Here is a 21,592-nt window from a genome sequence, read left to right on the forward strand (position 1 = left end):
GCCGTGACAGCAGCCGTTGACGTCGGGCGTCGCAGCCCATTCTTTCTCTACATGGCGCTGGCGTTTCTGGCCATCGCCCTCGTGGGATTCTCGACGACCTTCTTTCTTCCGCTGGCGCGCGGAACGTTCGAGGCGCCGGCAGTTGTTCACGTGCACGGCGCTCTGCTCTTCGGCTGGCTCATTCTCCTCATCACTCAGGTCTCGCTGATCCGATCGCGCAATCCGCGAACGCACCGTCGCATGGGCTGGATCGGGGCGGCGCTGTGTGCCGCCATCGTCGTTTCTGGTGTCCTCGTCGGCCTCTTCGCGACGCGCCGCGATCTCGCCGCCGGGGGTGGCGACGTGGTCATCGGCGGCTTCGTGAACATTCTCATCGAGATGATCGTATTCGGCACGCTCGTCGGCGCCGCCATCGTGTTTCGCCGCGATCCCGAGAGCCACAAGCGATTGTTGATCCTCGCCACCATCTCTGCGCTTGCGCCCGCGTGGTTGAGATTCCGGCATTTCATGCCGTTCGTGCCGAATCCTTTCGTGACGTTTTCATTGGTCGCGGATTCCGTGCTGCTGATTGCCGTGGCGCACGACTGGATGGCATACCGACGAGTACATCCGATCTATCTCTGGGCGGGCGGGGCGATGGTCGGCGTTCATGCCGTCGAACTGCTCGCCATCGAGAGCCAACCTTGGGTACGCTTGGGACGCTGGCTGCTGGGTGAGCAAGCCGTTTAGGGGAGCAAGCCGAAAGGCCAGCGCTGCCAGATTGAGCGATTCAGCGTGCCAAGGAGGTTCGTATGAAGAACGCTACGACAGGTCTGGCGATTGCCGCTTGCGGCGTCGCCATTACTATCGCGGGTGTAAGCGGGTGGCTGGATCGAGGCTCCCTATACGGGGTCAGCATTGGATTGCTGATGTCCCTAGTCGGCGTCGCTGTCCTGCTTTCCGGCGTCCGCGCAAGCGAGCTGACTACGCCGGATCGATATGTCAGTGGAGTGGTTGGTTTGGGGGCCGTGCTGCACCTCTACGAAAACCTCGCGAAAGGATCAGGACCGTCGTTCGCATGGTTCGCATGGACAATGTTTCCGTACGCGCTGGCACTGGCGATCTCGTGCATAAAACCGACGAGACGTGCGGCAACGGCAGGCGCGGCGGCCGCGTTGCTCGTGGACCTGTGGGTCTATCACGGCGTATTCGTTGTGCCGCGAGGCTCGACAGAACCTCTCGCATTCCTCTTCGCGCCGTTGTGGAACAGCTTGATCGTCGTACCGGTGGGAACGTGGGCCGCCTGGTTGATTCAACGCAAAGCACCGGGTCCGATCGCAGCTCACTGACTCTGGATCGCTCACTGCGACGCGCAACATCGACGTGATCTCCGAGGTAATGGCCTCGACGGCGCAGGGGCCGATTCGAGCGGGAAACAGCGTCGACTGTTAACATTCCGGCCCTGCGTCATCCTCGCGAGGCTCGGAATGAACCCGGAACTGGAAACGTCTTCGGAAGCCCACAAGACCGGGCACAGGTGGGTCGATCTGTCGGTCGCCGGATGCGCGCTGCTCGTGTCGTTCTGTTCGCTCGGGCTCGCGGTTCATCATGGCAAGACCATGGAACGGCTGGTCACCGCGAACTCCATGCCCTTCCTGCAGATCACCAGCTCGAGCGGTGAGTACGCAAGCGACGGCAGCGTTCGCCAGGTCGTGAGCTTCGACCTGCGCAACTCTGGTGTCGGACCGGCTCGCGTCGAATGGCTCACTCGCAAGCTCGACGACAAACCGATCGAGGATTGGGACGCAATGATGAAAACGCTGCACGATGAAGCGATCTCATCGGGCAGTGTCGATGGCGCGATTGCGATCGGCCGCAAGTCGACATCCGATGTGCCCACCTTCCTCGGCGGCGGCGGTTCGCTGCAGTCGATGCGCTGGCAGCGCACGGACGAGAACGCGCCGTTCTGGGACTTCGTGAACAAGGTGCGTTCCGGAGACCGGCTGCGACTGCAGGCGTGCTACTGCTCGATCTTCGACGAGTGCTGGATCGCGGACTCGCAGGTCTTCAAGCCGAAACGCGTCGATCGTTGCTGACGGGAGTGCGATGAACTGGCTCGCGCATACATTCCTGTCCGAGCCGAATGTGCAGTTCCAGCTCGGCAATCTGCTGGCCGATCTCGTGCGCGGTCCCGAGCGCGAGCCGATGAGCGTGGACTTTCGTCGCGGCGCCGACTGCCACAAGATCATCGACGCTTTCACCGACTCGCATCCGCTGGTTCGCCGCAGTCGCGGCCAGGTGCCGCCGGAATATCGGCGGTTCAGCGGAGTACTGATCGATGTCTTCTACGACTACCTGCTCGCGAAGCACTGGAGCAGCTTCGCGTCGGAGTCGCTGCCCGAGTTCACGCAGCGCTTTTACGCGCAAGTGCAGGGGAAGGAGGAAGGCAACCTGCCGGAGCCGGCGAAGGCGACGTTGGGACGAATCGTACGTCACGATCTGCTGGGCTCGTACCGACAGATCGATGGGGTCGAGCATGCACTGCGGCGTATCTCTATCTATCTCGCCAGCCGCTGGAAGAAGCCGTTCGCCCTGGACCGCAGCGTGCCGGCCCTGCTGCGGGTCGAGTCAGCGCTCGATACCGACTTCCTCGAGTTTTTCCCGCAGCTGCAGAACCGCGTAGCGGATTGGTCGCGGAACCCGCACTAGCAGGCAGGTGACCGTCGACCTTTCCGGCGCTTCAGGGTTTCAGGGATCGGCAGCGCGCCCGCCGCCCGCTATCCTACGCCGATCATCCTGACAGCCTGGCGGAAGCAACATGCCCTCGAGAATGTTCAAGCTGTGTCCCCTGATGATCGTCAGTCTGGGTCTTGCCTCGACTGTAGGCACGGCGCAGCCGGTATCGAATTCCACGGTTCTCGTGCATGCGGGGCAGTTGCTGGATCGGCCAGGCCAGCCCGCGCGCGGCGCATCGACAGTGCTCATTCGCAACGGCAAAGTGGAGTCGGTTCGTGACGGCTTCGCGAACGCGGCGGAGTTTCCGGGCGCGACCGTGATTGATCTGCGCGACAAGTTCGTACTCCCTGGACTCATCGATTCGCACGTTCACCTCGACAGCGACAAGGCGGGACAGGAAGGCTTGCTCGAAGCGCTGACGAACAGCACTGCGTACTACGCGTACGAAGCGGCAGTGAATGCCCGCAAGACATTGGATGCGGGATTCACCACAGTGCGCAACCTCGGCAATGCAGACGGCGTCACGCTCGCGCTGCGCGATGCGATCGCCGCGGGCAAGATGCCCGGTCCGCGCATCATCGATTCCGGCAGCGGTATCTCCGCAACTTCAGGCCACGGCGACATGACGCTGGGTCTCAATCCAGAAATTGCGGAGCACGTGCACCAAGAGAATCTCTGCGATGGCGCGGATGCATGCCGTCGCGCGGTGCGCATGCAGATCCGACGCGGTGTCGATGTGATCAAGATCATGACGACTGGCGGCGTGAACAGCCGCATCGGCGCGGGCCTCGGCAAACAGATGTTCGACGACGAAGCGAAAGCGCTCGTCGAGACGGCCCATCTCTACGGCAAGAAAGTCGCCGTCCATGCCCACGGCGCTGATGGCATCAACATCGCGTTGCGCGCTGGCGCCGATTCGATCGAGCACGGCACGCTGCTGGACGAGGAAAGCATCAAGCTGTTCCTGAAGTCGGGTGCGTACTACGTGCCGACGCTCTCGACCGTGAACGGATATCTCGAGCGCATCGCGAAGGACGAGGATGCCTATCCTCCGGAAGTGCGCGAGAAGATCGACTGGCGCATCTCGATCACTGGCAAGGCACTCGAGAAGGCGTATCCGCGCGGCGTGAAGATCGCATTCGGTACGGATGCCGGTGTGTCGAAGCACGGCCGCAATGCCGATGAGTTCGAATTGCTCGTGAAGCACGGCATGCCCGCCGCGGAAGCGATCAAAGCAGCGACGGTGAACGCAGCGGATCTGCTGGGCTTGTCGAAAGAAGTCGGTTCTCTCGAACCGGGCAAGCGTGCCGATCTCATCGCGGTGGCGGGGGATCCGCTCAAGGATGTCACGATTCTGAAGAACGTCGGCTTTGTGATGAAGGACGGGCAGGTGTTCAAGGAGTGAGAGGGAGGAAGCCGGCTAGCCAGCTAGCAGGTAGCCAGAGTGGGAGGAAACGGCTCTTCCCATTGTGGGTCCGACTTCAGTCGGACGTAATCGCCGCGGGCGATGCTTCCCGTCATTCCCGCGAAAGCGGGAATCCATCCGGATTGCCGGACTGATGGACTCCCGCTTTCGCGGGAGTGACGGGAGGGGATGCTTCGCATGACGTCCGACTGAAGTCGGACCCACAGCAATCGCCGCAGGCGATGTCTGTCATTCCCGCGAAAGCGGGAATCCAACCGGAACAAGGCATGGATACCCGCCTTCGCGGGTATGACGAGGGGATCGCCTGCGGCGATTACGTCCCACTAAAGTGGGACCCACAAAAAGGGGGACCCACAAAAAGGGGAGCGCTTCCGTCCCTCTGGCTAGCTGGCCAGCAGGCTCGATAGCTAGTCTGGCTCTCTCCAGATTAGTGCTTCCGGCCACTGCCCATTCCCCAGGCAATCCCTTAGCTTTCCGCACTTCCTGATCCGCACGGCAAAGGAATGCCGGGAGTGCCGCGCATGAATACTGCCGAATTCGACACCAGGTTGCGTCATCAACCGAAGACGTCGCGGGCAGAGCCGCCTCCCGCTCCTTCAGCCAGCCCGGGAATTCCGATCACAGTCCTGTCGACTGACGTCGAATTGTGCGAAGCAATACGCGCTGCTGCTGGGGCGCAGCATGAAGTCTTCACAGCCGCCACGATGGAAGAGGCCTCGCAGCTCGGTGCGCAGGGGCAGTGCGGCATCCTGGTCACCGACCAGGCATTGAGCCAGCAAAGCCTCGTACGCATGAGCAAGCAGATGCGTGCGCATGATCCTGCAACGATCACGATCGCTGTCGGCAGCCGCGGTGACGACAACGCGCTGATCGGATTGCTCTCGTCGGCGGTCGTCGAGCGTTTCATGTTGAAACCGGTCACGCCCGCGCTGGCTCGCCTCGTTCTCAGGTCTGCGTCGAGCGAATACCAGTCGCTGCGGTCGCGACATCGGCGGCGGGCGTCTTCGGCAACAGCCTCGCCTGTTGCTGCGCCAGCGCCGGTGGAATCACCTTCGGTCAGCGATCCGGTAAGAGTCGCGGCGAACGTGATTCCGATGCCGCGCGTAGAGCAGCCGGCGTCGGAGCAATCTATTGCTGAGCAGCCCACACAGTACGCATTGCAGCCTGTTCTGTTCGAACCGCCGCTCGCACCTTCCGTCGTGCTGGCGGAGCCCGCAGTCACGCAGTCGCCACCGAAGTCGTACACGACATGGATTACTTCGGCGGTCGCGGCGATCGTCGTTGGTGTCGCGGTGTGGTGGACGATGCAGCAGCGCATGCCCGACATCGATCCCCGGCAAGTGATCGCGACGAACCTCGCGGAAGCAGCAAAGGCGTTCGCGGCAGGTCACTACGCCGAGCCTGCGGAATCCAGCGCGCTTCACCACTACGGTACGGTACTCGCGCTCGATCCGTCGAACGCGACAGCGCGCCAGGGCATCAGCCAGATCGCTGAGCAGATGATCGTTGGTGTCGAGACGGGCATTGCCGAAGGCAGACTCGCGGAAGCGGGTATCGCGCTCGAGCGTGTTCGCCGCATCGATCCCACGAACAAGCAGTTGTCGGTACTCGAAGAGCAGCTTCGCAAGGAGCAGGCGAATCAGCTGTCGATGCTGCAAGCACGCGCAACGCCGGCTCCAGAAGCGAAAGTCGCCCTGCCGCCGGTCGAGAAGGCAGCACGCGCGAGCGAACCGGCGAAGCGCAGTGTGAAGGCTGGTGACGCGAAAGCCGGTGCGACGGCAAGCGTTGCGCCGAATACGAAGGCACCCACGGCACGCACAATGGATCCCAGCGATCCTCTCGCACTCGGCCCGCCGGCACCCGCGTCGTCAGTCGCGAAGAGTGCCGAAGTTGCGGGCGCCGAGATTGCCGCTGCAGGGACGGCGCTGGCGGCCACAGCTGCCGCTGTCCAGGAGCCGGTTGCGAAGAGTGGCGAAGGCCCGGCGCCTGCTCCCGCGCCCCTCGCTGAACCGCGAGTGACGAAGATGGTTCAGCCGGAGTATCCGAGCGAAGCGCGCATGCGCGGTATCGAGGGATGGGTCGACCTCACGCTCTCAGTGACTCCGGCCGGTGACGTTGCCAGCGCAAAGATCGAAGACGGCAAGAACGGCCGCTGGTTCGATCGCGCCGCGCTCGCAGCGGTACGCAAGTGGCGTTATGAGTCGCGGCATCTCCCGGAGGGAACGCCAGCGCAGCCGGTGCGGGTGCGCTTGTACTTCAAGCTCGAGGAGTGATCGATCTCAGAGGTGCTTGAGTTTCCAGCGACCGCGCCGGAAGAGCACGAGACTCCAGAGTGCCAGCACCGAGAACGCGGTCGGCACCGCGATGAAGACACCCATCGGCCCGAAGCCCAGCACTTCGGCGAGTACCCACGCCAGGGGAATCTGGCCCAGCCAGAAGCAGAAGAAGTTCAACCGCGTCGGCGTCCAAGTGTCGCCGGCGCCGTTGAACGCAGCCTGGAAACACATGCCGGCTGCGTACAGCGGGAACGCGAGGCTCACGATCCACAGCGCACGCGTTCCGTGTTCTATCACTTCAGCATCCGTCGTGAACAATCGGACCAGCGGCCCTGAGAACGCCACGAACAGGACACCAACGAACGCCAGGAACATCACGTTGTAGCGCATGGAGATGGCGACAGCAGCTTCGGCACGCTCGGGCTTGCGTGCGCCGAGATTCTGCCCGACGAGCGTTGCGCCGGCATTCGCCAGACCCCATGCGGGCATGAGCGCGAAGATCACGATTCGCATCGCAATGGTGTAGCCGGCGAGAGCGGCACTGCCGAACGTCGCGAGAATCTTGAAGAGCCCGACCCAACTCGTCGTGCTGATGAGGAGCTGCGCGATACCGCTGCCGGCTGTCGTCAGAATTCCCTTGAGTACATCGAACTGCGGGCGCAGATGAGGAAGCCGGACGCGCACGCGACTTTGATGTCCCGCGAGATGCCATAGCTGATACAGCACGCCGACGCCGCGGCCGATGTTGGTTGCGACTGCGGCACCCGTCACGCCCAGTTCGGGGAACGGTCCCCAGCCGAAAATGAAGAAAGGCCCGAGCACGATGTTCAGCGCATTCGCGAGCCACAGCGTGCGCATCGCAAGCACCGCATCGCCGGCTCCGCGAAACACCGCGTTGATCAGGAAGATCAGGAAGACCGTCGCGTTGCAGCCAAGCATGATCCGCGCGAAGTCGGTGCCCATGGTGACGATGTTTTCGCTCGCGCCCATCAGTCGCAGGATGTCGGGCGCGAAGTAGCCGAGCACGATGCCGAGGCCCGAGGCGACGGCAACACCGAGGAGTACGATCTGCCCTGCGGCTTGCGCGGCACGTTCCGGATCTTTTTCGCCGATGCGACGCGCGACGATCGCCGTTGCCGCGATCGAGATGCCGATACCAACGGCATAGATCAGCGTCATGACGGACTCCGTGAGTCCAACGACCGCAACGGCATCGCGACCGAGCCGCGAAACCCAGAACACATCCACGATCGCGAACAGCGACTCCATGATCATTTCGAGGACCATGGGCACGGCCAGCAACAGCACCGCCCGGTTCAAGGACTCGGACGTGTAGTCGTACTGCTGGCCTTTCAGCGCCTGCGCGACGATGCGCCAGAAGCCGGGATGGGCGTCGGCAGATGTAGAGGGGGAGGGCGCTGACATGAAGCGCGCGAGTGTACAGGAGAACGCTTGCTGGCCGGCTGGCGATTGGCGGGTAGCCAGAGAGACGAGAGCGGCTTTGTTTGTGGGTCCGACTTCAGTCGGACGTCATCGCCGCAGGCGACGTCTCCGTCATTCCCGCGAAAGCGGGAATCCATCTGAGAAGCCAGCTAGCCGGCTAGCGGCTAGCCAGAAGCGGATGGAGCGATTCTCTTGCTGTGGGTCCGACTTCAGTCGGACGTCATCGCCGAAAGGCGACGCTCCCGTCATTCCCGCGAAAGCGGGAATCCATCTGAGAAGCCAGCTAGCCGGCTAGCGACTAGCGGGTAGCCAGAAGCGGATGGAGCGATTCTTTTGCTGTGGGTCCGACTTCAGTCGGACGTCATCGCCGAAAGGCGATGCTCCCGTCATTCCCGCGAAAGCGGGAATCCATGCCTTGTTCCGGATGGATTCCCGCCTGCGCGGGAATGACGAGGGGATCGCCTTTCGGCGATGACGTCCGGCTAAAGCCGGACCCACAGCATGACGACCTCTCTGGCTGGCCGTCTCGCTGGCCCTTCGGATGGATCCCCGCTTTCGACGTGCGTCTACTTCTTCACCAGCTCCACCCGCCGATTCTTCGCCCGCCCTTCTTCAGTCCGGTTGTCGGCCACCGGCCTTTCCTGTCCAAATCCGGCAGCGCTCAGTCGGCTCGCATCGACTCCAGACGCAACGATCGCGGCCGTTACGCTCTTCGCGCGCGCTTCCGAAAGCTTCTTGTTGGCAGCTGCGTCGCCGACGTTGTCCGTGTGGCCTTCGACGGCGAGCTTGAGGCCTGGGTTCGACTTCATCATGGCGGCGATCTCCTTCACCGTCGCGGTGCCGTCCTGCTTGAGGTCCGACTTGCCGGTATCGAAGTTGATGTAGAGCGCGATGAAGCCGTTCTTGTTCAGCTCCTGCAGCAACTCGTTCGCCGTCACCACCTGCGCCATAGCGGCGACTTCGGTGATGATGAGCTGGTAGCTCGTCGTGGGGGCGCCGAAGATATCGGGAGTCACTTTGATCCAGACGTCCTTGCCGCCGGTCGTGACCTTCATCGTGGTTTCGCCGCCGTCGTTCTCGCCGGGCAGTCGTTCGTAGACGACCGTGCCGCCGATCTGCTTGACCGCATTCTGATAGTTGCGGATCAGCTGCAGGGCGCTCGGTTGCTTCTCGACACTTTCGTAGAAGTAACGCAGCGTCGTCGTGTCGCCTTCGATCGTCTGCGTCTTCGGCGAAGCTTTCGGACCGACTTTGAATTCCGTCGCGTCGTAGTTCTTCGTGTACTCGGTGATGTACGAATCCGGATACCGCGTCAGCAGCGGATGATCCTTCGCGCCGCCGAGATCCTCTCCTGCCAGCGCGCTGGCGGTGACGAACAGGCCGAGCCACACGATGCGAATGATCCAGTCCATGAGAACCCCTTGCTTTCACGGGACCCGCGATCGCTTCTGCTTGTGCGCGGGAGCCGCATTTGTTGATCGGGCGGGGCAAGACTTACATGGCGGACGGGACGGTGCAATCGTCCTTTGAGGTCGCGAAGTTCAGGAAGGAATGAAATCGGGCCCGAGCCGGAGGGGGCCATGCCATGGTCCGGCCCGAGCCCTTCACTGGACTATTACATGTCAGCGTTGTGGTGACGGTCGACCGGTCGCAGGAAGCGATCGAACGTCCAGTCGGCCACTGCCCGACCCTGAGTGCGGCCGAGCGTATCCGAGAAGCGGAAGTGCACGCCCTGGTACACGCGGACTTCGACCATGTCGCGCGTCGCATCCGAGAACCGGTGATACGTGCGGGTCTTCTGCTGGGCATTCACGTTGAGGGTCGTGACGTCGAACGTCATGCGATCGGTGCCGAAGAACAGCTCCATCGTCCGGGTCATGGCGGCTGCGAGGTTGTTCGCACCCGATGCGTACTCCGGATAGTTCGGGGTGTTCAGGAACGGACGCCAGTTGAGGTCGGCTTCGGTCTTCGGATTGCCGTCGGACGCCGCCTCATGAATCGCCGTGACCGGACGCCAGGTCGGATACGTGAGCTTGTTGTCCCACGCCGTGATGAGCGCATCCGCGGTCGCCATGTTTGCGAGCGCCAGCAGGCGGGCACTGTCGCCGACGTTGGTGATGTAGCAATTGGCGACTCCACGCAGCACGCGGTTCCACTGAGTGAAGAAGTTGTCGTTGTAGAAGTGCGCGAGATCCGTCTGCGCCGCCGTACGGGTCGTGCTCGTCAGCGAACCGATCGCCTTGATCTCGTCGAAGTCACGACGATAGCGCTCGCTCGTCATCGCGGGAGGAGGAGCAGCGCGGAAGCGTGACGGGCCGGTCAGCGTGAACGGGTCCGTCTTGCCGAGCCACGGAGCGACCATCGGCGAGAACGGCGCAGGTGCGGCCGGCGTGTTGTACGAATCGGTCGGACGCCACATGCCAGGCGTGTTGCTGCCGACGAACGGAGCCGGCACCGGGTCCGGGGTGCCACGGCGCAGCGGAAGAATCCGCGCTGCGACTGTTTCGCCCACTGCGAGGCCCGGGTCCTGCGTGAGACCCTTCTCGGCGAGATAGTTGAAGTAGGTCGCATCGAGTGCAGCGACCTTCGCGGGATCGGGATAGATGCCTGCGAGCACGCCGTGCGCTGCCGCGGCAACAGCTGCCGACAGCGATCCGTTCGCGCCCTTCAGCTCGACGTGGTAGGGCTCGTAGCGCTTCTCGATCGCCTGCACGGCATCGTGCACGGCGACCTGAACCAGCGCGACATCGAGCATGCCCGTCGGGCCGGGGCGCGATGCCGTCACTGCATTCATCGTGATTTCGTTCCAGTCCGTCACGGCATCGGCAAACGCCGTTCCCGTGCAGGCGAGCAGTCCGCTCAGGAGCACGCTTGCGTGCATCTTCATCGTCTTCATGATCATTGCCTCGTTACAAAGTGGGTTGGATTACATGCGCGTCGTGTGACTTTCGTCGGCGATGGCGAACGGCATATCGCGGTACGCCGAGCCGCCTTTCTCTTCGTAGTAGCGCGTGAGCACTGGCGAATTCACCTGTGCGATGGCACGAGCCGTCGCGTTCTCGGCGCACTGACGGATGCGAGAGACGTTGATGATCTGCAGCAGGCCAGGCGTTGCGCACACTGAGCGCGCGGCGGAACGAATGCGCAGATACAGGCGCTCGGCGCCGGCTTCTTTCGTCAGGTCGAGGTCGGCGTAGTTCACTTCCGCGGCGCGAGTTTCAGCTTGCACGGCAGCGTTGGTTGAGGGGCTCAGCGCGCTGCTGAGGACGGTGACAAGAACGATCGGCAGGGTCTTCATTGCAATAACTCCGGTAGTGTCGATGGGTTGGGTAGCCGCACCTGTCGATGCGGTGATTTTTGTAGATCGAATCGTGCGAATCAGAGCGCTTCCATGAACGCGACGAGATCAGCGCGTTCCTGGGGCGTGAACTTGAATCCGAGCGCCGTCTCGTAGTGGATCACCACGTCGTGCAGCGTCGGTGCGATGCCGTTGTGGAAGTACGGCGGGCGAGCGGCGACGCCGCGCAGCGACGGCGTCTTGAACTTGTCGACGTCGGCCCAGCGTCCCGTGCGTACCGCACGGCCAGGGTCGGTCGTCTGGCGGACATCGTTCGTGACCTTGTTGCGCAGCGTGTAAAGCGGCATGCCGTTCATGCGGAACTCCGCACGCGATGCGCCTGCGTCGAACAGCGTGCCGTTCACGTTGCTGCCGTTATTCTGCGCGTTGTGACAGCCGCGGCAGGTCTTGCCGTTGGCGTCGGTGCGATTGAAGATTTCCTGTCCGCGCGCGATTTGTGCACGCTTGCGATCCGCGCTCACTGTGGTGCACGAGCCGGGCGTGAGACCGATCCATGCGTCATAGAGGTTGAAGCGGCCATTCGCAGCCGGCTGCAGCGAAAGATTCTCCGGGCCGCCCTGCGCACCGCAGCTTGCCAGCGAGCCGAGGCCGAAGATGGATTGCTGTGCGAAGCGCAGCGTCTCTTCGTACACGGCGATCGCATCGGCGACGCCAGGGGCCGGCGGCGGACCGCCGAGTGCGCCTGACAGCGCGCCGGTTGCCTGGGTGACGAGCCCGGTATGCACATCGCCGGAACCGTTCGTGTTCTGATCGTGCCAGCCGACATTCTTCGCGATGTGGAAGTTCGCCGTGGCGAGCGGGCGACGGAAGAATTCGAAGCGCGTCGCGCTGGCGCCGGCCTGCAGCGGATCGTCGAAGCCGACGATCTCGAACTCCGCATCGATGGGGAGGTTGCCGCCGCGGCGGAAGAGACCCTTGCGCAGCATGCTGTACGCAGCGAGCCGATCCTTCAGTGTGACGGGATTCGCCGTCGGGCTGTTCGCATCGAGCACGTTGAACAGCGGATCTTTGCCGCCGGTGAAGAGGAACGCGAGCTCGACATCGAGGGGGCGAACGCTCCAGCCCGCCTGCGGCAGGTGACACGATTCGCACGTGCGACCATTCGCACCCTGCAGCGCATGGAACGCGTTCTCCAGATCGACGGAGCCGTTCGTGCTGTACGTGGCTGCGGTGCCCGCCGAGTTCAGGAACGGAAAGTTGTTGGGGATTTCATCCGCCAACACGCCGCTCGAAGCAGCGCAGAACAGGGCGGTCGCGATGCTCGCACGCCGAACGAAGCCGAGGTTCATGATCTCTCCCGAAGACAAGAAAATTGGTGCTCGGGAGGGGAAACGGAAACGGCTTGGACAAGCCGCCAGGAAGGGGTATGCCCTGAAGGGCATAGAAGAGTCAGCCAGCCAGCCAGCAGGTAGCCAGGGAAGGACGGGGTCTTGGTGTGGGTCCGACTTCAGTCGGACGTCATCGCCGCAGGCGACGTCTCCGTCATTCCCGCGAAAGCGGGAATCCATCGGAGCAAGGCATGGATTCCCGCTTTCGCGGGAATGACGAGGGGATCGCCTGTGGCGATGACGTCCCACTGAAGTGGGACCCACAGGAGGAGCGGTTCCGGCTACCCGCTAGTGGTGGCTAGGCGGCTAGCAAGCTTCTCACTCGAATCCTTCCGCCCCCCGCGTAAGCGAGTGTTGCGGCCCCATCCCACCTCCAAACGCCACTGCCGCTCTCTCCGCAGTCGCTCTCGCGGTTTCGTGATCGCCGCTGGCTCGCTGCACTTGTGCCAACGTCATGAGCGCTGAACCAACGTGCGCGCTCTCGTCCGGCTTCGGCGCATTGTCGCGTGCAATCGAAACAGCATCGCGGGCAGTGGCAAGCGCGGCGTCGTTGCGGCCGAGTGCCAGTTCGACGCGTGCCTTCACGGTCAGCATCGATGCCAGCTGGCTGGCGACGCGGACTTTCGGATAGCCGATCTCCGCGAGAATGGCATCGACTTGCGCGAGGGAACCGCGAAAATCGCCCTGGGCTTCGAGCAACTCAGCGTGGATGAGCCGCATGGAGCGAAGCGGCGCGGCATTCTCGCCGGGATTCTGTTTCGCGAGCTTTTCCGCCGCTGCGAGATCGGCCAGGACACGCTCGTGACGACGCAACACCAGCGATGCCCTGGCCCGACTCAGGAGTGCGCCGATCTGCGAACGGACCTCGCTGTTGGCCGCGGCCGAGTCGACGGCACGATCCAGCCACGAGAAGCCCGCGTCCGATTCTTCGACGAGCACCTGGTAGAGACCGAGCTTGTGCGCATAGGCTGCAGTGAGCGTGTCGAGGCCCTGCTGCTCGACGATGCGCTCTACCAGCTTGCGCTGGACATCGAAGGCGGCGCGAACTTCGCCTGCGTCGAAGAGGTGCCCCGCCTGGTTGTGATGCGCGGTACTCATCGAGATGGTCGTGTCGCCTTCGAGGCGCTCGAGCGTTTCGATCAGCTTGCGGTTCCACTCACGCGCCTCCTTGCGACGTCCTTCCAGGCTCAGCATGACGTCGAGCATTGAAGAGAGCGTCTGGTACAGCAGGTCGTCGGTTTCGTTGCGCTGTTCCAGCATCAAGGCGATGCTGCTCGCTGCGTCGATCGCTCCCGGCAAATCGCCTTCGGCCCAGAGCAAGCGAGCCTGCGCGGCGCCGCACTCGGTCTGGCGTTGGTACGGCGGATTGGGAAGCTTGGCGAGTTGCGCGAGTCCATCCTGCATGCGCGCGCGTGCCTCATCGGGTCGGCCGGCAGCGAGCTCCGTTTCGACCGTATTGCATTGAACGAACGCGATGCGTTCCGGATCGTCGAGCTCGCGCGCGAGCTTCTCCGCTTTCACCAGAACTGCGTGTTCATTGTCGGTGTCGCCGAGATCCATGTAACGGCCGGAGATGTTGACCAGCATGCCGATGACGAAGCGAGGATCGTCGCGATAGCTCTTCTCGAGCACCTCGACGCCCTTTTCCATGAGCTGCCGGATCGTGACCGGCTGACCGTCGCCGCCGACTTCCGACATGATGTGATAGGCGAAGCGCGCCTGGAATTCTGCTCGCTGCGACTGGTACACGGCAGCATCGCGCTGCTTGCGCGCTTCCAGCATCTGCAATGTCGTGATGATCGTAGCGCCTGCGAGCACGATCGCCATCATTGCGCCCGCCAGGACGCCGCCGCGATGACGACGCGTGAACTTTCCAGCGCGATAGAAGAACGAGTCGGGGCGGGCCGACACCGGCTGACACGTTAGGAACCGTCGCAAGTCCTCGGCGAGCGCTTCGGCGGTCTGATAGCGGTCGGAAGGATCTCGCTTCAATGCCTTGGCCACGATGTTGTCGAGGTCGCCGCGCAGCGAGCGTTCGAGCGCAGGATGGGAAGCGCGTTGCGAAGGCCGCGGGATCTCACCGTCGAGCGTGGCACGTGCGACTTCGGTGAAGTCCTTGCCGCGAAGGTTCAACGGATGCTCGCCCGCCAGCAGCACGAAAAGGACGAGGCCGAGCGCGTAGACATCAGTCGCCGTCGTCACGGGCAGCTTCAGCAGTTGTTCCGGGGCGGCGTATTCCGGCGTGAGCGCAGCGTCGAATTCGCGCGTCAGCTCGGCATCTTCCGGCCCGAGGAGCGTCGCAATGCCGAAATCGAGCAGCTTCACGACGCCGTCGCGCGTCACCATGATGTTGGAAGGCTTGATGTCCCGATGAACGATCAGGTGCGAGTGCGCATGCGCGACCGCGGCGAGCACGTCGAGGAACAGCCTTACGCGCGCGTCGACGTCGAGATCGCGTTGCTGAACGTAGCGATCGATGCGATCGCCTTCGATGTATTCCAGGATCAGGTAGGGCTGGCCGCTCGGTGCCACGCCGGCGTCGATCAGCTGCGCGATGTTGATGTGATGCAGCTTGGCGAGCACCGAGCCTTCGCGGGCGAAGCGCAGTTCGGCAGGTTTGCCGAGCAGCGCGGCGTTGAGGAGTTTGACCGCTGCTCGTCCTTCGTAGCGACCGTCGTTCCGGTGCGCCAGCCATACGGTGCCCATGCCGCCGGCCCCGATGACGGAGTCGAGCGCATAGGCTCCAAGATGCTGGCCGACGAGTCCCTGTCGTGGCATCGCCGCCGAGCGTCCGTCATTCAGAAGCGGCTGTTCGCCGAGCCGGTCCCGGTCGGCGAGCAGGTTGCGGACCTCGGAGGCGATCGTCGGCTCGCGCCGGTCGAGATCCTCCAGCCATCCGGCGCGCTCGCTTTCCGGCAGATCGAGCGCCTCGTCGAGGTAGCGGCTGATTTCACGCCATCGTTGTTGTGGGTTGCGTGTCATTTATCGGAGAAACGTAAACCGCCCCGGAAAGCCGCCAGCCCCGGCAGAAATTTTCTGTTTGTGCCCCGGAAGCGGTCAGGAGGACAGGAGGTCCCGACCTTCCAGCGCCCGTTTGAGCAGGACCCGGGCCTTGTCCCAGTCGCGCTGGGCGGTCCGTTCGGAGACCCCGCGCATGGCGGCGATTTCGATGAGGGAGTAGCCGCAGAAGAACTTCAGGTCCACGAGTTGGGCGAGGTCAGCGTCCAGCTCCCCCAGCAGGTCGATCGCTCCGGCGAGTCGCTCCAGCTCCGCAGCCTCGGTGATCTGTTCCGGCAGTTCGGTCGGCAGGGAGGTGATCTCGAATTCGCCGCCGCGCTTGTGGGCCTGGCGATTGCGGGCGTAGTCGATGATCAGCGTGCGCATGGCCCGCGCTGCATAGGCGAGGAAGCGGTTCTGATCGGGAAAATCAGCGCTTTCGCGCTGACGGATGCGGAAATAGGTTTCGTGAAGGAGGGTCGTGGCGCTCAGGGTGAGCCCGCCGCCCCGACGAAGCTCGCGGTGCGCTATGCCGCGCAGTTCGTCATAGAGAGAAGCGAACAGGGCCCCATGGTCCGCACGTTCGAGACCCCCGAGCTGCGGCGTTGCCATCGTCAGGTCGGACACGCAGGACTCCCTGGCAACCGTCTAGGGTTGCCTTGTTTGTTCATCGCCCAGGCCAACCGCGCCATGCAGCGTCTTGCCAGTTTGTCGGCTTTGGGGGACTGACGCTAAGGATGCCGCAGAGGCGGGGAGGAAGCCATTGGCGGAAGGTACTGAGCTCCCCTGACTTTAGTTAGGGGGGCAGTCGGCTAGGCAGCTAGCCAGAATGGGGAGAGGTGGCTCTCTCGCTGTGGGTCCGGCTTCAGCCGGACGTAATCGCCGAAGGCGATGCTCGTGTGATCCCCGCGAAAGCGGGGATCCATCGGGAAGTAAGGCATGGATTCCCGCTTTCGCGGGAATGACGAAGGGCGCTTCGCGCTGACGTCCGGCTGAAGCCGGACCCACAGAGGGAGATGGATTCCCGCTTTCGCGGGAATGACGAAGAGCGCTTCGCGCTGACGTCCGGCTGAAGCCGGACCCACAGAGGGAGATGGATTCCCGCTTTCGCGGGAATGACTGAAGAGCGCTTTGCGCTGACGTCCGGCTGAAGCCGGACCCACAGGGGGGGATGGATTCCCGCTTTCGCGGGCATGACGGGGTGTGGCCCGGTCCGGCTCTGGCTAGCCGGCTAGCTGGCTCGTTTGGCTAGCCAGCTCCTTCTCAGTGCGCACTCGCCAGCTTCGTCGCCCCCGTGCCCGCTTCCATCCAGCGGCGCACCCGGATCGCGTCCGCGGTCCGCGTGTATTTCCCGAAGGAATTCATCAGCACCATGATCACGGGGCGGTCTTCGATGAACGTCTTCATGACGAGGCAGCGGCCGGCGGCCTGGGTGTAGCCGGTCTTCTGGACGACGATGTCCCACTCGGGCTTGCGCACGAGGTTGTTGGTGTTGCGGTACTGGAGGGGCTGGCGGCCGACCATCAGCGTTTCGTCCGGATCGGTCGAGTATTCGGCGATGAGCGGGTTCGCGGCGGTCGCGGCGACGAGCTTCACCAGGTCGGCGGGGCTCGCGATGTTGCCCTTCGACAGGCCGGTCGTATCGGTGAAATGGCTGCGCTTCATGCCGAGCGCCTTGGCTTTGGCATTCATCGCGTGCAGGACGGCGTCGAAGCCGCCTTCATAGGTCCGGCCGAGCGCGTGAGCTGCCTGATTCTCCGAGGACATCAGCGCGAGGTGGATCAGTTCACCGCGCGTGAGCTTGGCGCCGGCGGCGAGGCGCGAATGCGAGCCCTGGTCGATGGCCCGGTCGGCCTTGGTGATCGTGATGACTTCATCGAGCGCCTGTCCGGACTCGATGACGACGAGCGCGGTCATGAGCTTCGTGATGGAGGCGATCGGAACGGCGACGTCGGCATTCTTCGAGAGCAGGACCGACGAGTCGGTTTCGTCGATCACGAGCACGGCGCTCGAGCGGATTTCCGGACCGCGGGGCCCCGACCTGGCGGGAGCAGCGGCCGGCTTCTTCTTCGGTGGCGAAGCGGGCTTCTTCGCCGTTGCAGTGGCGGCCGGCTTCTTCGCAATGGAAGCAGGTTCGGCGACGGTGGCGAGGGAGGAAGTGGCGAGCGCGGCCAGGACCAGGCCCAGCAGCAGCTTCGCAACCGGCCGCTTTGCCGGCTGTCCCTCGACGAATGATCGCATGATGTTCCCGTGCAGGTTCCGCGCGTAAGTACTTGGCGGGAGTATGCCTGTATCGATCAACGAAGTGATCAGGTTTTCCCTAAAAGGGATGTTGCGCGTCCCCTTGATCGCGGTCGGAACGGACTCATGTCACGTTGCTCGCCGATGAACTGTGACGTGAGTCCACGTGCGTTGACCGCGATGGTCGCGGCCGAGCACACTCGATCGGCGCGAGATTCACCACGAAATCGTCAGGGAGAAACCCGTGTCCGGCTATCAGCTCGCCCAGCTCAACATCGCCACTCTGAAGGCACCGCTCGACTCGCCGCTGCTCAAGGATTTCGTCGACAACCTCGACCGCATCAACGAGCTGGCCGAAGGGTCGCCCGGGTTCGTCTGGCGCCTGAAGGGCGAGGGCAACGACGCGACTTCGCTGCGGCCGCTCGATGAGAACGTGATCGTCAACATGTCGGTGTGGAAGGACGTCGAGTCGCTCAATCACTATGTCTACCGCACCGTGCATGTCGAGATCCTGCGCCGTCGTCGCGAATGGTTCGAGCGCGGCGTCGAAGCGCATATGGTGCTCTGGTGGGTGAAGGCAGGGCACACGCCAACCGTTGCCGAAGCACTGAGTCGTCTCGACCATCTGCGCGAGCACGGGCCCAGCGATCACGCATTCAACTTCCGCACACCGTTTCTGCCGCCCGACGCACAGCCGGAGGAAACCCCGTTTCTCTCGGGTGATGAGTGTCCCGCGACATGATCGGCGCGGCGCGGTGGCTCTGGGGCTTTGCTGTTTTCGGGGCGACGTTGGCGCAAGCCGCGCCGCAGACGATGCGGCTCGACTACGTTCACTCCGGCAATGCGCTGGATGAGAGCTACGCACTCGACCGGATCGTGATCGAGCCGCTGCCGTGGCCCGGAAACGCGGCGCGACCGATCGATACGACGAACCGCGGTTCGAACCTGTTCGAGGTCGTCGATCCGAAGACGGGCGACGTTCTGTATTCGCGCGGCTTCAGCACGATCTTCGGCGAATGGCGCACCACTGAAGAGGCGCAGAAGCTCAATCGTGCGTTTCAGGAGTCCGTCCGCTTCCCCGCGCCGGATAAGCCGGTGCGCGTGCGGATCTTGAAGCGCGATGAGCGCAATGCGTTCTCGGTGGTGTGGAGTCTCGACGTCGATCCTTCGGCGCGGGACATCGAGCGCAAGACGGGCTCGACGCCGGCGCCTCTCCTCAAGGTTCGCGACAACGGGCCTCCCGAGCGCAAAGTCGACCTGCTGATCCTGGGCGACGGCTACACCGCTGCCGAAGCCGCGAAGTTCGAAGCCGACGCGCGCCGATTGACTGACCGGCTGTTCGCGACGTCTCCGTTTCGCGAGCGCGCAAAGGACTTCAACGTCTGGGGGTTGATGGTGCCCACGCCGCAAAGCGGCGTCTCGCGGCCTTCGACCGGTGCTTATCGCTGGTCCGCGCTCGGCACGCGCTACGACATCTTCGGCAGCGAGCGTTATGCGTTGACGCTCGACAACCGCGCGTTCCGTGAGATCGCGCAGTTCGCGCCGTACGAGTTCGTGGAGATCCTGTTCAACAACGAGACCTACGGCGGTGGCGGCATCTTCGGTTTGTTCAGCACCGCTGCGGCCGGCAGCGACTGGGCCGAGTATCTGTTCATCCACGAATTCGGCCATCACTTCGCCGCGCTCGCCGATGAGTACTACACCTCACCGGTCGCTTATCAGTCGGGCGAAGAACGTCCCGAGCCCTGGGAGCCGAATGTCACGGCCCTGCACGATGCGAAGCAACTCAAGTGGCGTGACAAGGTGAAGGCGGGAACGCCGTTGCCGACTCCCTGGCCCAAGGAGGAGTTCGAGAAATACCAGCGTGCCTATCAGAAGGAGCGCAGCGAGCTGCGTGCCGCCAATCGTCCCGAGTCGGAGATGAATGCGTTGTTCCGGCGTGAGCGCGCATTCACGGACGAGTTGCTGAGCAAGGCCGCGAACAGCACTGCAGTTGGCGCCTTCGAAGGCGCCAACTACCAGGCTTCGGGCTACTACCGTTCACAGATGCAATGCATCATGTTCAGTCGCACCGATCACTTCTGCGACGTATGTGCCGGTGCGATTGCGGAGATCATCGATCTGTATGCGAGGTAGCGGGGGCTGTGGGCTATGAGCTGTGAGCTGTGAGCTATGAGCTGTGAGCCAGAGAGATTGACAAGAGGGGGTTCCTGCCGTCATCTCGCTCATCGCTCATCGGCCTCACGCCACCTTGCGCAGCTTCACCGCCGGGAAGTCCACCGGCACGTTCAGCGCCACGTTCACGTAGTTCGTGAACAGATTCAGTGCCACGTGCGCGATGATCTCGACGATCTCTTCGTCATCGAATCCCGCGGTGCGTACCGCTGCGACATCCGCATCGGTTACCTGGCCACGTTCTTCGACGAGCTTCAGTGCGAATGTCAGTGCGGCTGCAGTGCGGGGGTCCTTGCTGCGGCCATCCTGAGCTTCGGAGATCTCATCGGCAGTTGCACCTGCTTTGCGGCCGAGCGCCGTGTGCGCGGCGAGGCAGTACTCGCAGGCATTGCGATTGGCGATTGCGACTGCCAGCTGTTCGCCGAGCTTCGCGGGCAGCTTGCCCTGGCCGAGCGCGCCGAACGAACCGAACATGCTCTTGAGAGCGGCGGGTGAGTTCGCGACCGCGCGGAACATCGCAGGCGTGGCGCCGAACGTGCGCTGGATCTGGTCGAGCACGACTTTGCGTTCGCCTTCGGCATTGGCCGGATTCACGAGGGATACACGGGACATGGGGTTCTCCTTTGGTTCTTCGTCCATGCCGGCGGAATCGCCGGCCACGGAAGCCAATATAGGGAGCCGGCCCGTACGCAAAGTCACCCGAAGTGCGGCAAAGTTGATCTATAGTCCGGTTCTCGTCCGGAGAACCCAATGAGCGCCCGATGAACGTGGATCGCCTCGATGCCCTGCTGCAGCGCTTTTCGGTGAGCGCGCGCATCTTCCATTCGGGTCCATTGTGCGGCGTCACGGATCACGTGCCCGAGGCGGATTTCGGGCAGTTGCACCTGATCCGTCGCGGCCCGGTCGACGTTCACCACAGCGCGAAACGACGCCAGCGCGTCGAAGAGCCGAGCCTGATTTTCTATCCGCGGCCGCTGCCCCATCGCTTCGTCACCGACAAGGTCGTCGGTGCTGACATGGCTTGTGCCAACGTCTCGTTCAACGCGGGTTCGACGAATCCGATCGCGCAGGCGTTGCCCGACGTCATAGTGATGCCGCTCGTCGACGTGGAGAATGCCGGTCCCGTGCTCGATGTGCTCTTCCGCGAAGCGTTCGCTCAGGCGTGCGGACGGCGGCACATCGTGAATCGATTGTTCGAGGTCGTGCTGATCCTGATCCTGCGCACTTTGCTCAATCGCGCGGAAGTCGATCACGGATTGCTCGCGGGACTCGCCCATCTGAAACTCGCGAAGGCGTTGACGGCCATTCACGCATCGCCCGGCAAGGCCTGGCCGCTCGAGGATCTAGCGGAGATCGCGGGCATGTCTCGCAGTCACTTCGCATCGACGTTTCACGAAGTCGTCGGCTCGACGCCGGGTGACTATCTCACGCGATATCGCATCTCACTGGCACAGGACATGTTGCGGCGGGGAGAGCCGGTGAAGATGATCGCGGTTCACGTGGGATATGGCAGCACGGCGGCGCTGTCGCGGGCCTTCAGCGCCGTGAGTGGCAAATCGCCACGCGAATGGAAGGCCGGGCTCGACGCCGCAAGCGTGTGAGCAGGCAGGGTTCACTGTAATTGGACGACGGA

18 protein-coding genes are annotated in these 21,592 nt (G+C 63.3%); 9 read left to right on the forward strand and 9 right to left on the reverse strand.

Translation table 11 applies throughout. The features are described from left to right. The first annotated feature begins 3 nt into the window (after window positions 1-3). The 6 genes from HNQ60_RS21720 (at window position 4) to HNQ60_RS21745 (ending at window position 6,414) form a co-directional block, all read left to right on the forward strand. A complete protein-coding gene (locus HNQ60_RS21720; RefSeq protein WP_184334862.1) occupies window positions 4-729 on the forward strand; it encodes a hypothetical protein in 726 nt (241 codons plus the stop codon). A 62-nt stretch (window positions 730-791) separates the two neighbouring features. Further along, complete coding sequence (locus HNQ60_RS21725; RefSeq protein ID WP_184334863.1) at window positions 792-1,328, forward strand: hypothetical protein; 537 nt, start codon at window positions 792-794, stop codon at window positions 1,326-1,328. Between the two features lie 138 nt (window positions 1,329-1,466). After that, window positions 1,467-2,075 carry a hypothetical protein gene (locus tag HNQ60_RS21730; protein WP_184334864.1) on the forward strand — a complete coding sequence of 203 codons (609 nt, stop codon included), beginning with the start codon at window positions 1,467-1,469 and terminating at the stop codon, window positions 2,073-2,075. Between the two features lie 10 nt (window positions 2,076-2,085). After that, window positions 2,086-2,688 carry an acyl carrier protein phosphodiesterase gene (locus tag HNQ60_RS21735; RefSeq protein WP_184334865.1) on the forward strand — a complete coding sequence of 201 codons (603 nt, stop codon included), beginning with the start codon at window positions 2,086-2,088 and terminating at the stop codon, window positions 2,686-2,688. 109 nt (window positions 2,689-2,797) lie between these two features. Next, on the forward strand, window positions 2,798-4,120 hold the full coding sequence (locus HNQ60_RS21740) for a metal-dependent hydrolase family protein (protein WP_221304377.1): 1,323 nt from the start codon (window positions 2,798-2,800) through the stop codon (window positions 4,118-4,120). Between the two features lie 542 nt (window positions 4,121-4,662). Continuing rightward, window positions 4,663-6,414 (forward strand): TonB family protein, encoded by a 1,752-nt coding sequence (locus HNQ60_RS21745; protein WP_184334866.1) that lies wholly within the window; start codon window positions 4,663-4,665, stop codon window positions 6,412-6,414. A gap of 6 nt (window positions 6,415-6,420) precedes the next feature. Here the strand turns inward: HNQ60_RS21745 and HNQ60_RS21750 are convergent, their stop codons facing one another. The 8 genes from HNQ60_RS21750 to pbpG form a co-directional block, all read right to left on the reverse strand. Next, on the reverse strand, window positions 6,421-7,842 hold the full coding sequence (locus tag HNQ60_RS21750) for an MATE family efflux transporter (protein ID WP_184334867.1): 1,422 nt from the start codon (window positions 7,840-7,842) through the stop codon (window positions 6,421-6,423). Window positions 7,843-8,426: 584 nt separating this feature from the next. Further along, window positions 8,427-9,272: an OmpA family protein gene (locus HNQ60_RS21755; RefSeq protein ID WP_184334868.1), complete on the reverse strand. Its 846-nt coding sequence runs from the start codon at window positions 9,270-9,272 to the stop codon at window positions 8,427-8,429. A 203-nt stretch (window positions 9,273-9,475) separates the two neighbouring features. Next, entirely contained in the window at window positions 9,476-10,756 is a 1,281-nt protein-coding gene (locus HNQ60_RS21760; RefSeq protein ID WP_184334869.1) for a vanadium-dependent haloperoxidase, read from the reverse strand. A gap of 30 nt (window positions 10,757-10,786) precedes the next feature. Then, window positions 10,787-11,158 (reverse strand): UrcA family protein, encoded by a 372-nt coding sequence (locus tag HNQ60_RS21765; protein ID WP_184334870.1) that lies wholly within the window; start codon window positions 11,156-11,158, stop codon window positions 10,787-10,789. Window positions 11,159-11,238: 80 nt separating this feature from the next. Beyond that, window positions 11,239-12,507: a hypothetical protein gene (locus tag HNQ60_RS21770; RefSeq protein ID WP_184334871.1), complete on the reverse strand. Its 1,269-nt coding sequence runs from the start codon at window positions 12,505-12,507 to the stop codon at window positions 11,239-11,241. A gap of 357 nt (window positions 12,508-12,864) precedes the next feature. Beyond that, window positions 12,865-15,528, reverse strand: a complete 2,664-nt coding sequence (locus HNQ60_RS21775; RefSeq protein WP_184334872.1) for a serine/threonine-protein kinase — start codon at window positions 15,526-15,528, stop codon at window positions 12,865-12,867. 75 nt (window positions 15,529-15,603) lie between these two features. After that, on the reverse strand, window positions 15,604-16,170 hold the full coding sequence (locus tag HNQ60_RS21780; protein WP_184334873.1) for an ECF-type sigma factor: 567 nt from the start codon (window positions 16,168-16,170) through the stop codon (window positions 15,604-15,606). A 636-nt stretch (window positions 16,171-16,806) separates the two neighbouring features. Beyond that, the gene (gene pbpG, locus HNQ60_RS21785; RefSeq protein ID WP_184334874.1) at window positions 16,807-17,784 is read right to left on the reverse strand and encodes a D-alanyl-D-alanine endopeptidase; all 978 of its coding nucleotides are present in this window, start codon (window positions 17,782-17,784) and stop codon (window positions 16,807-16,809) included. A gap of 244 nt (window positions 17,785-18,028) precedes the next feature. On the opposite strand from pbpG, the gene HNQ60_RS21790 reads away from it, so the two are divergent. Together HNQ60_RS21790 and HNQ60_RS21795 are read left to right on the forward strand one after the other, a co-directional pair. Then, window positions 18,029-18,526 (forward strand): DUF3291 domain-containing protein, encoded by a 498-nt coding sequence (locus HNQ60_RS21790; protein ID WP_184334875.1) that lies wholly within the window; start codon window positions 18,029-18,031, stop codon window positions 18,524-18,526. Continuing rightward, complete coding sequence (locus HNQ60_RS21795) at window positions 18,523-19,920, forward strand: IgA Peptidase M64 (protein WP_184335008.1); 1,398 nt, start codon at window positions 18,523-18,525, stop codon at window positions 19,918-19,920. Before HNQ60_RS21790 ends, HNQ60_RS21795 begins: the two co-directional genes overlap by 4 nt. Window positions 19,921-20,025: 105 nt before the next feature. Here the strand turns inward: HNQ60_RS21795 and HNQ60_RS21800 are convergent, their stop codons facing one another. Continuing rightward, window positions 20,026-20,571 carry a carboxymuconolactone decarboxylase family protein gene (locus HNQ60_RS21800; RefSeq protein WP_184334876.1) on the reverse strand — a complete coding sequence of 182 codons (546 nt, stop codon included), beginning with the start codon at window positions 20,569-20,571 and terminating at the stop codon, window positions 20,026-20,028. Between the two features lie 149 nt (window positions 20,572-20,720). On the opposite strand from HNQ60_RS21800, the gene HNQ60_RS21805 reads away from it, so the two are divergent. After that, complete coding sequence (locus tag HNQ60_RS21805) at window positions 20,721-21,560, forward strand: AraC family transcriptional regulator (protein WP_184334877.1); 840 nt, start codon at window positions 20,721-20,723, stop codon at window positions 21,558-21,560. The last annotated feature ends 32 nt before the right edge of the window (window positions 21,561-21,592 follow it).

Source organism: Povalibacter uvarum, from assembly GCF_014202975.1.
Lineage (GTDB): Bacteria > Pseudomonadota > Gammaproteobacteria > Steroidobacterales > Steroidobacteraceae > Steroidobacter > Steroidobacter uvarum.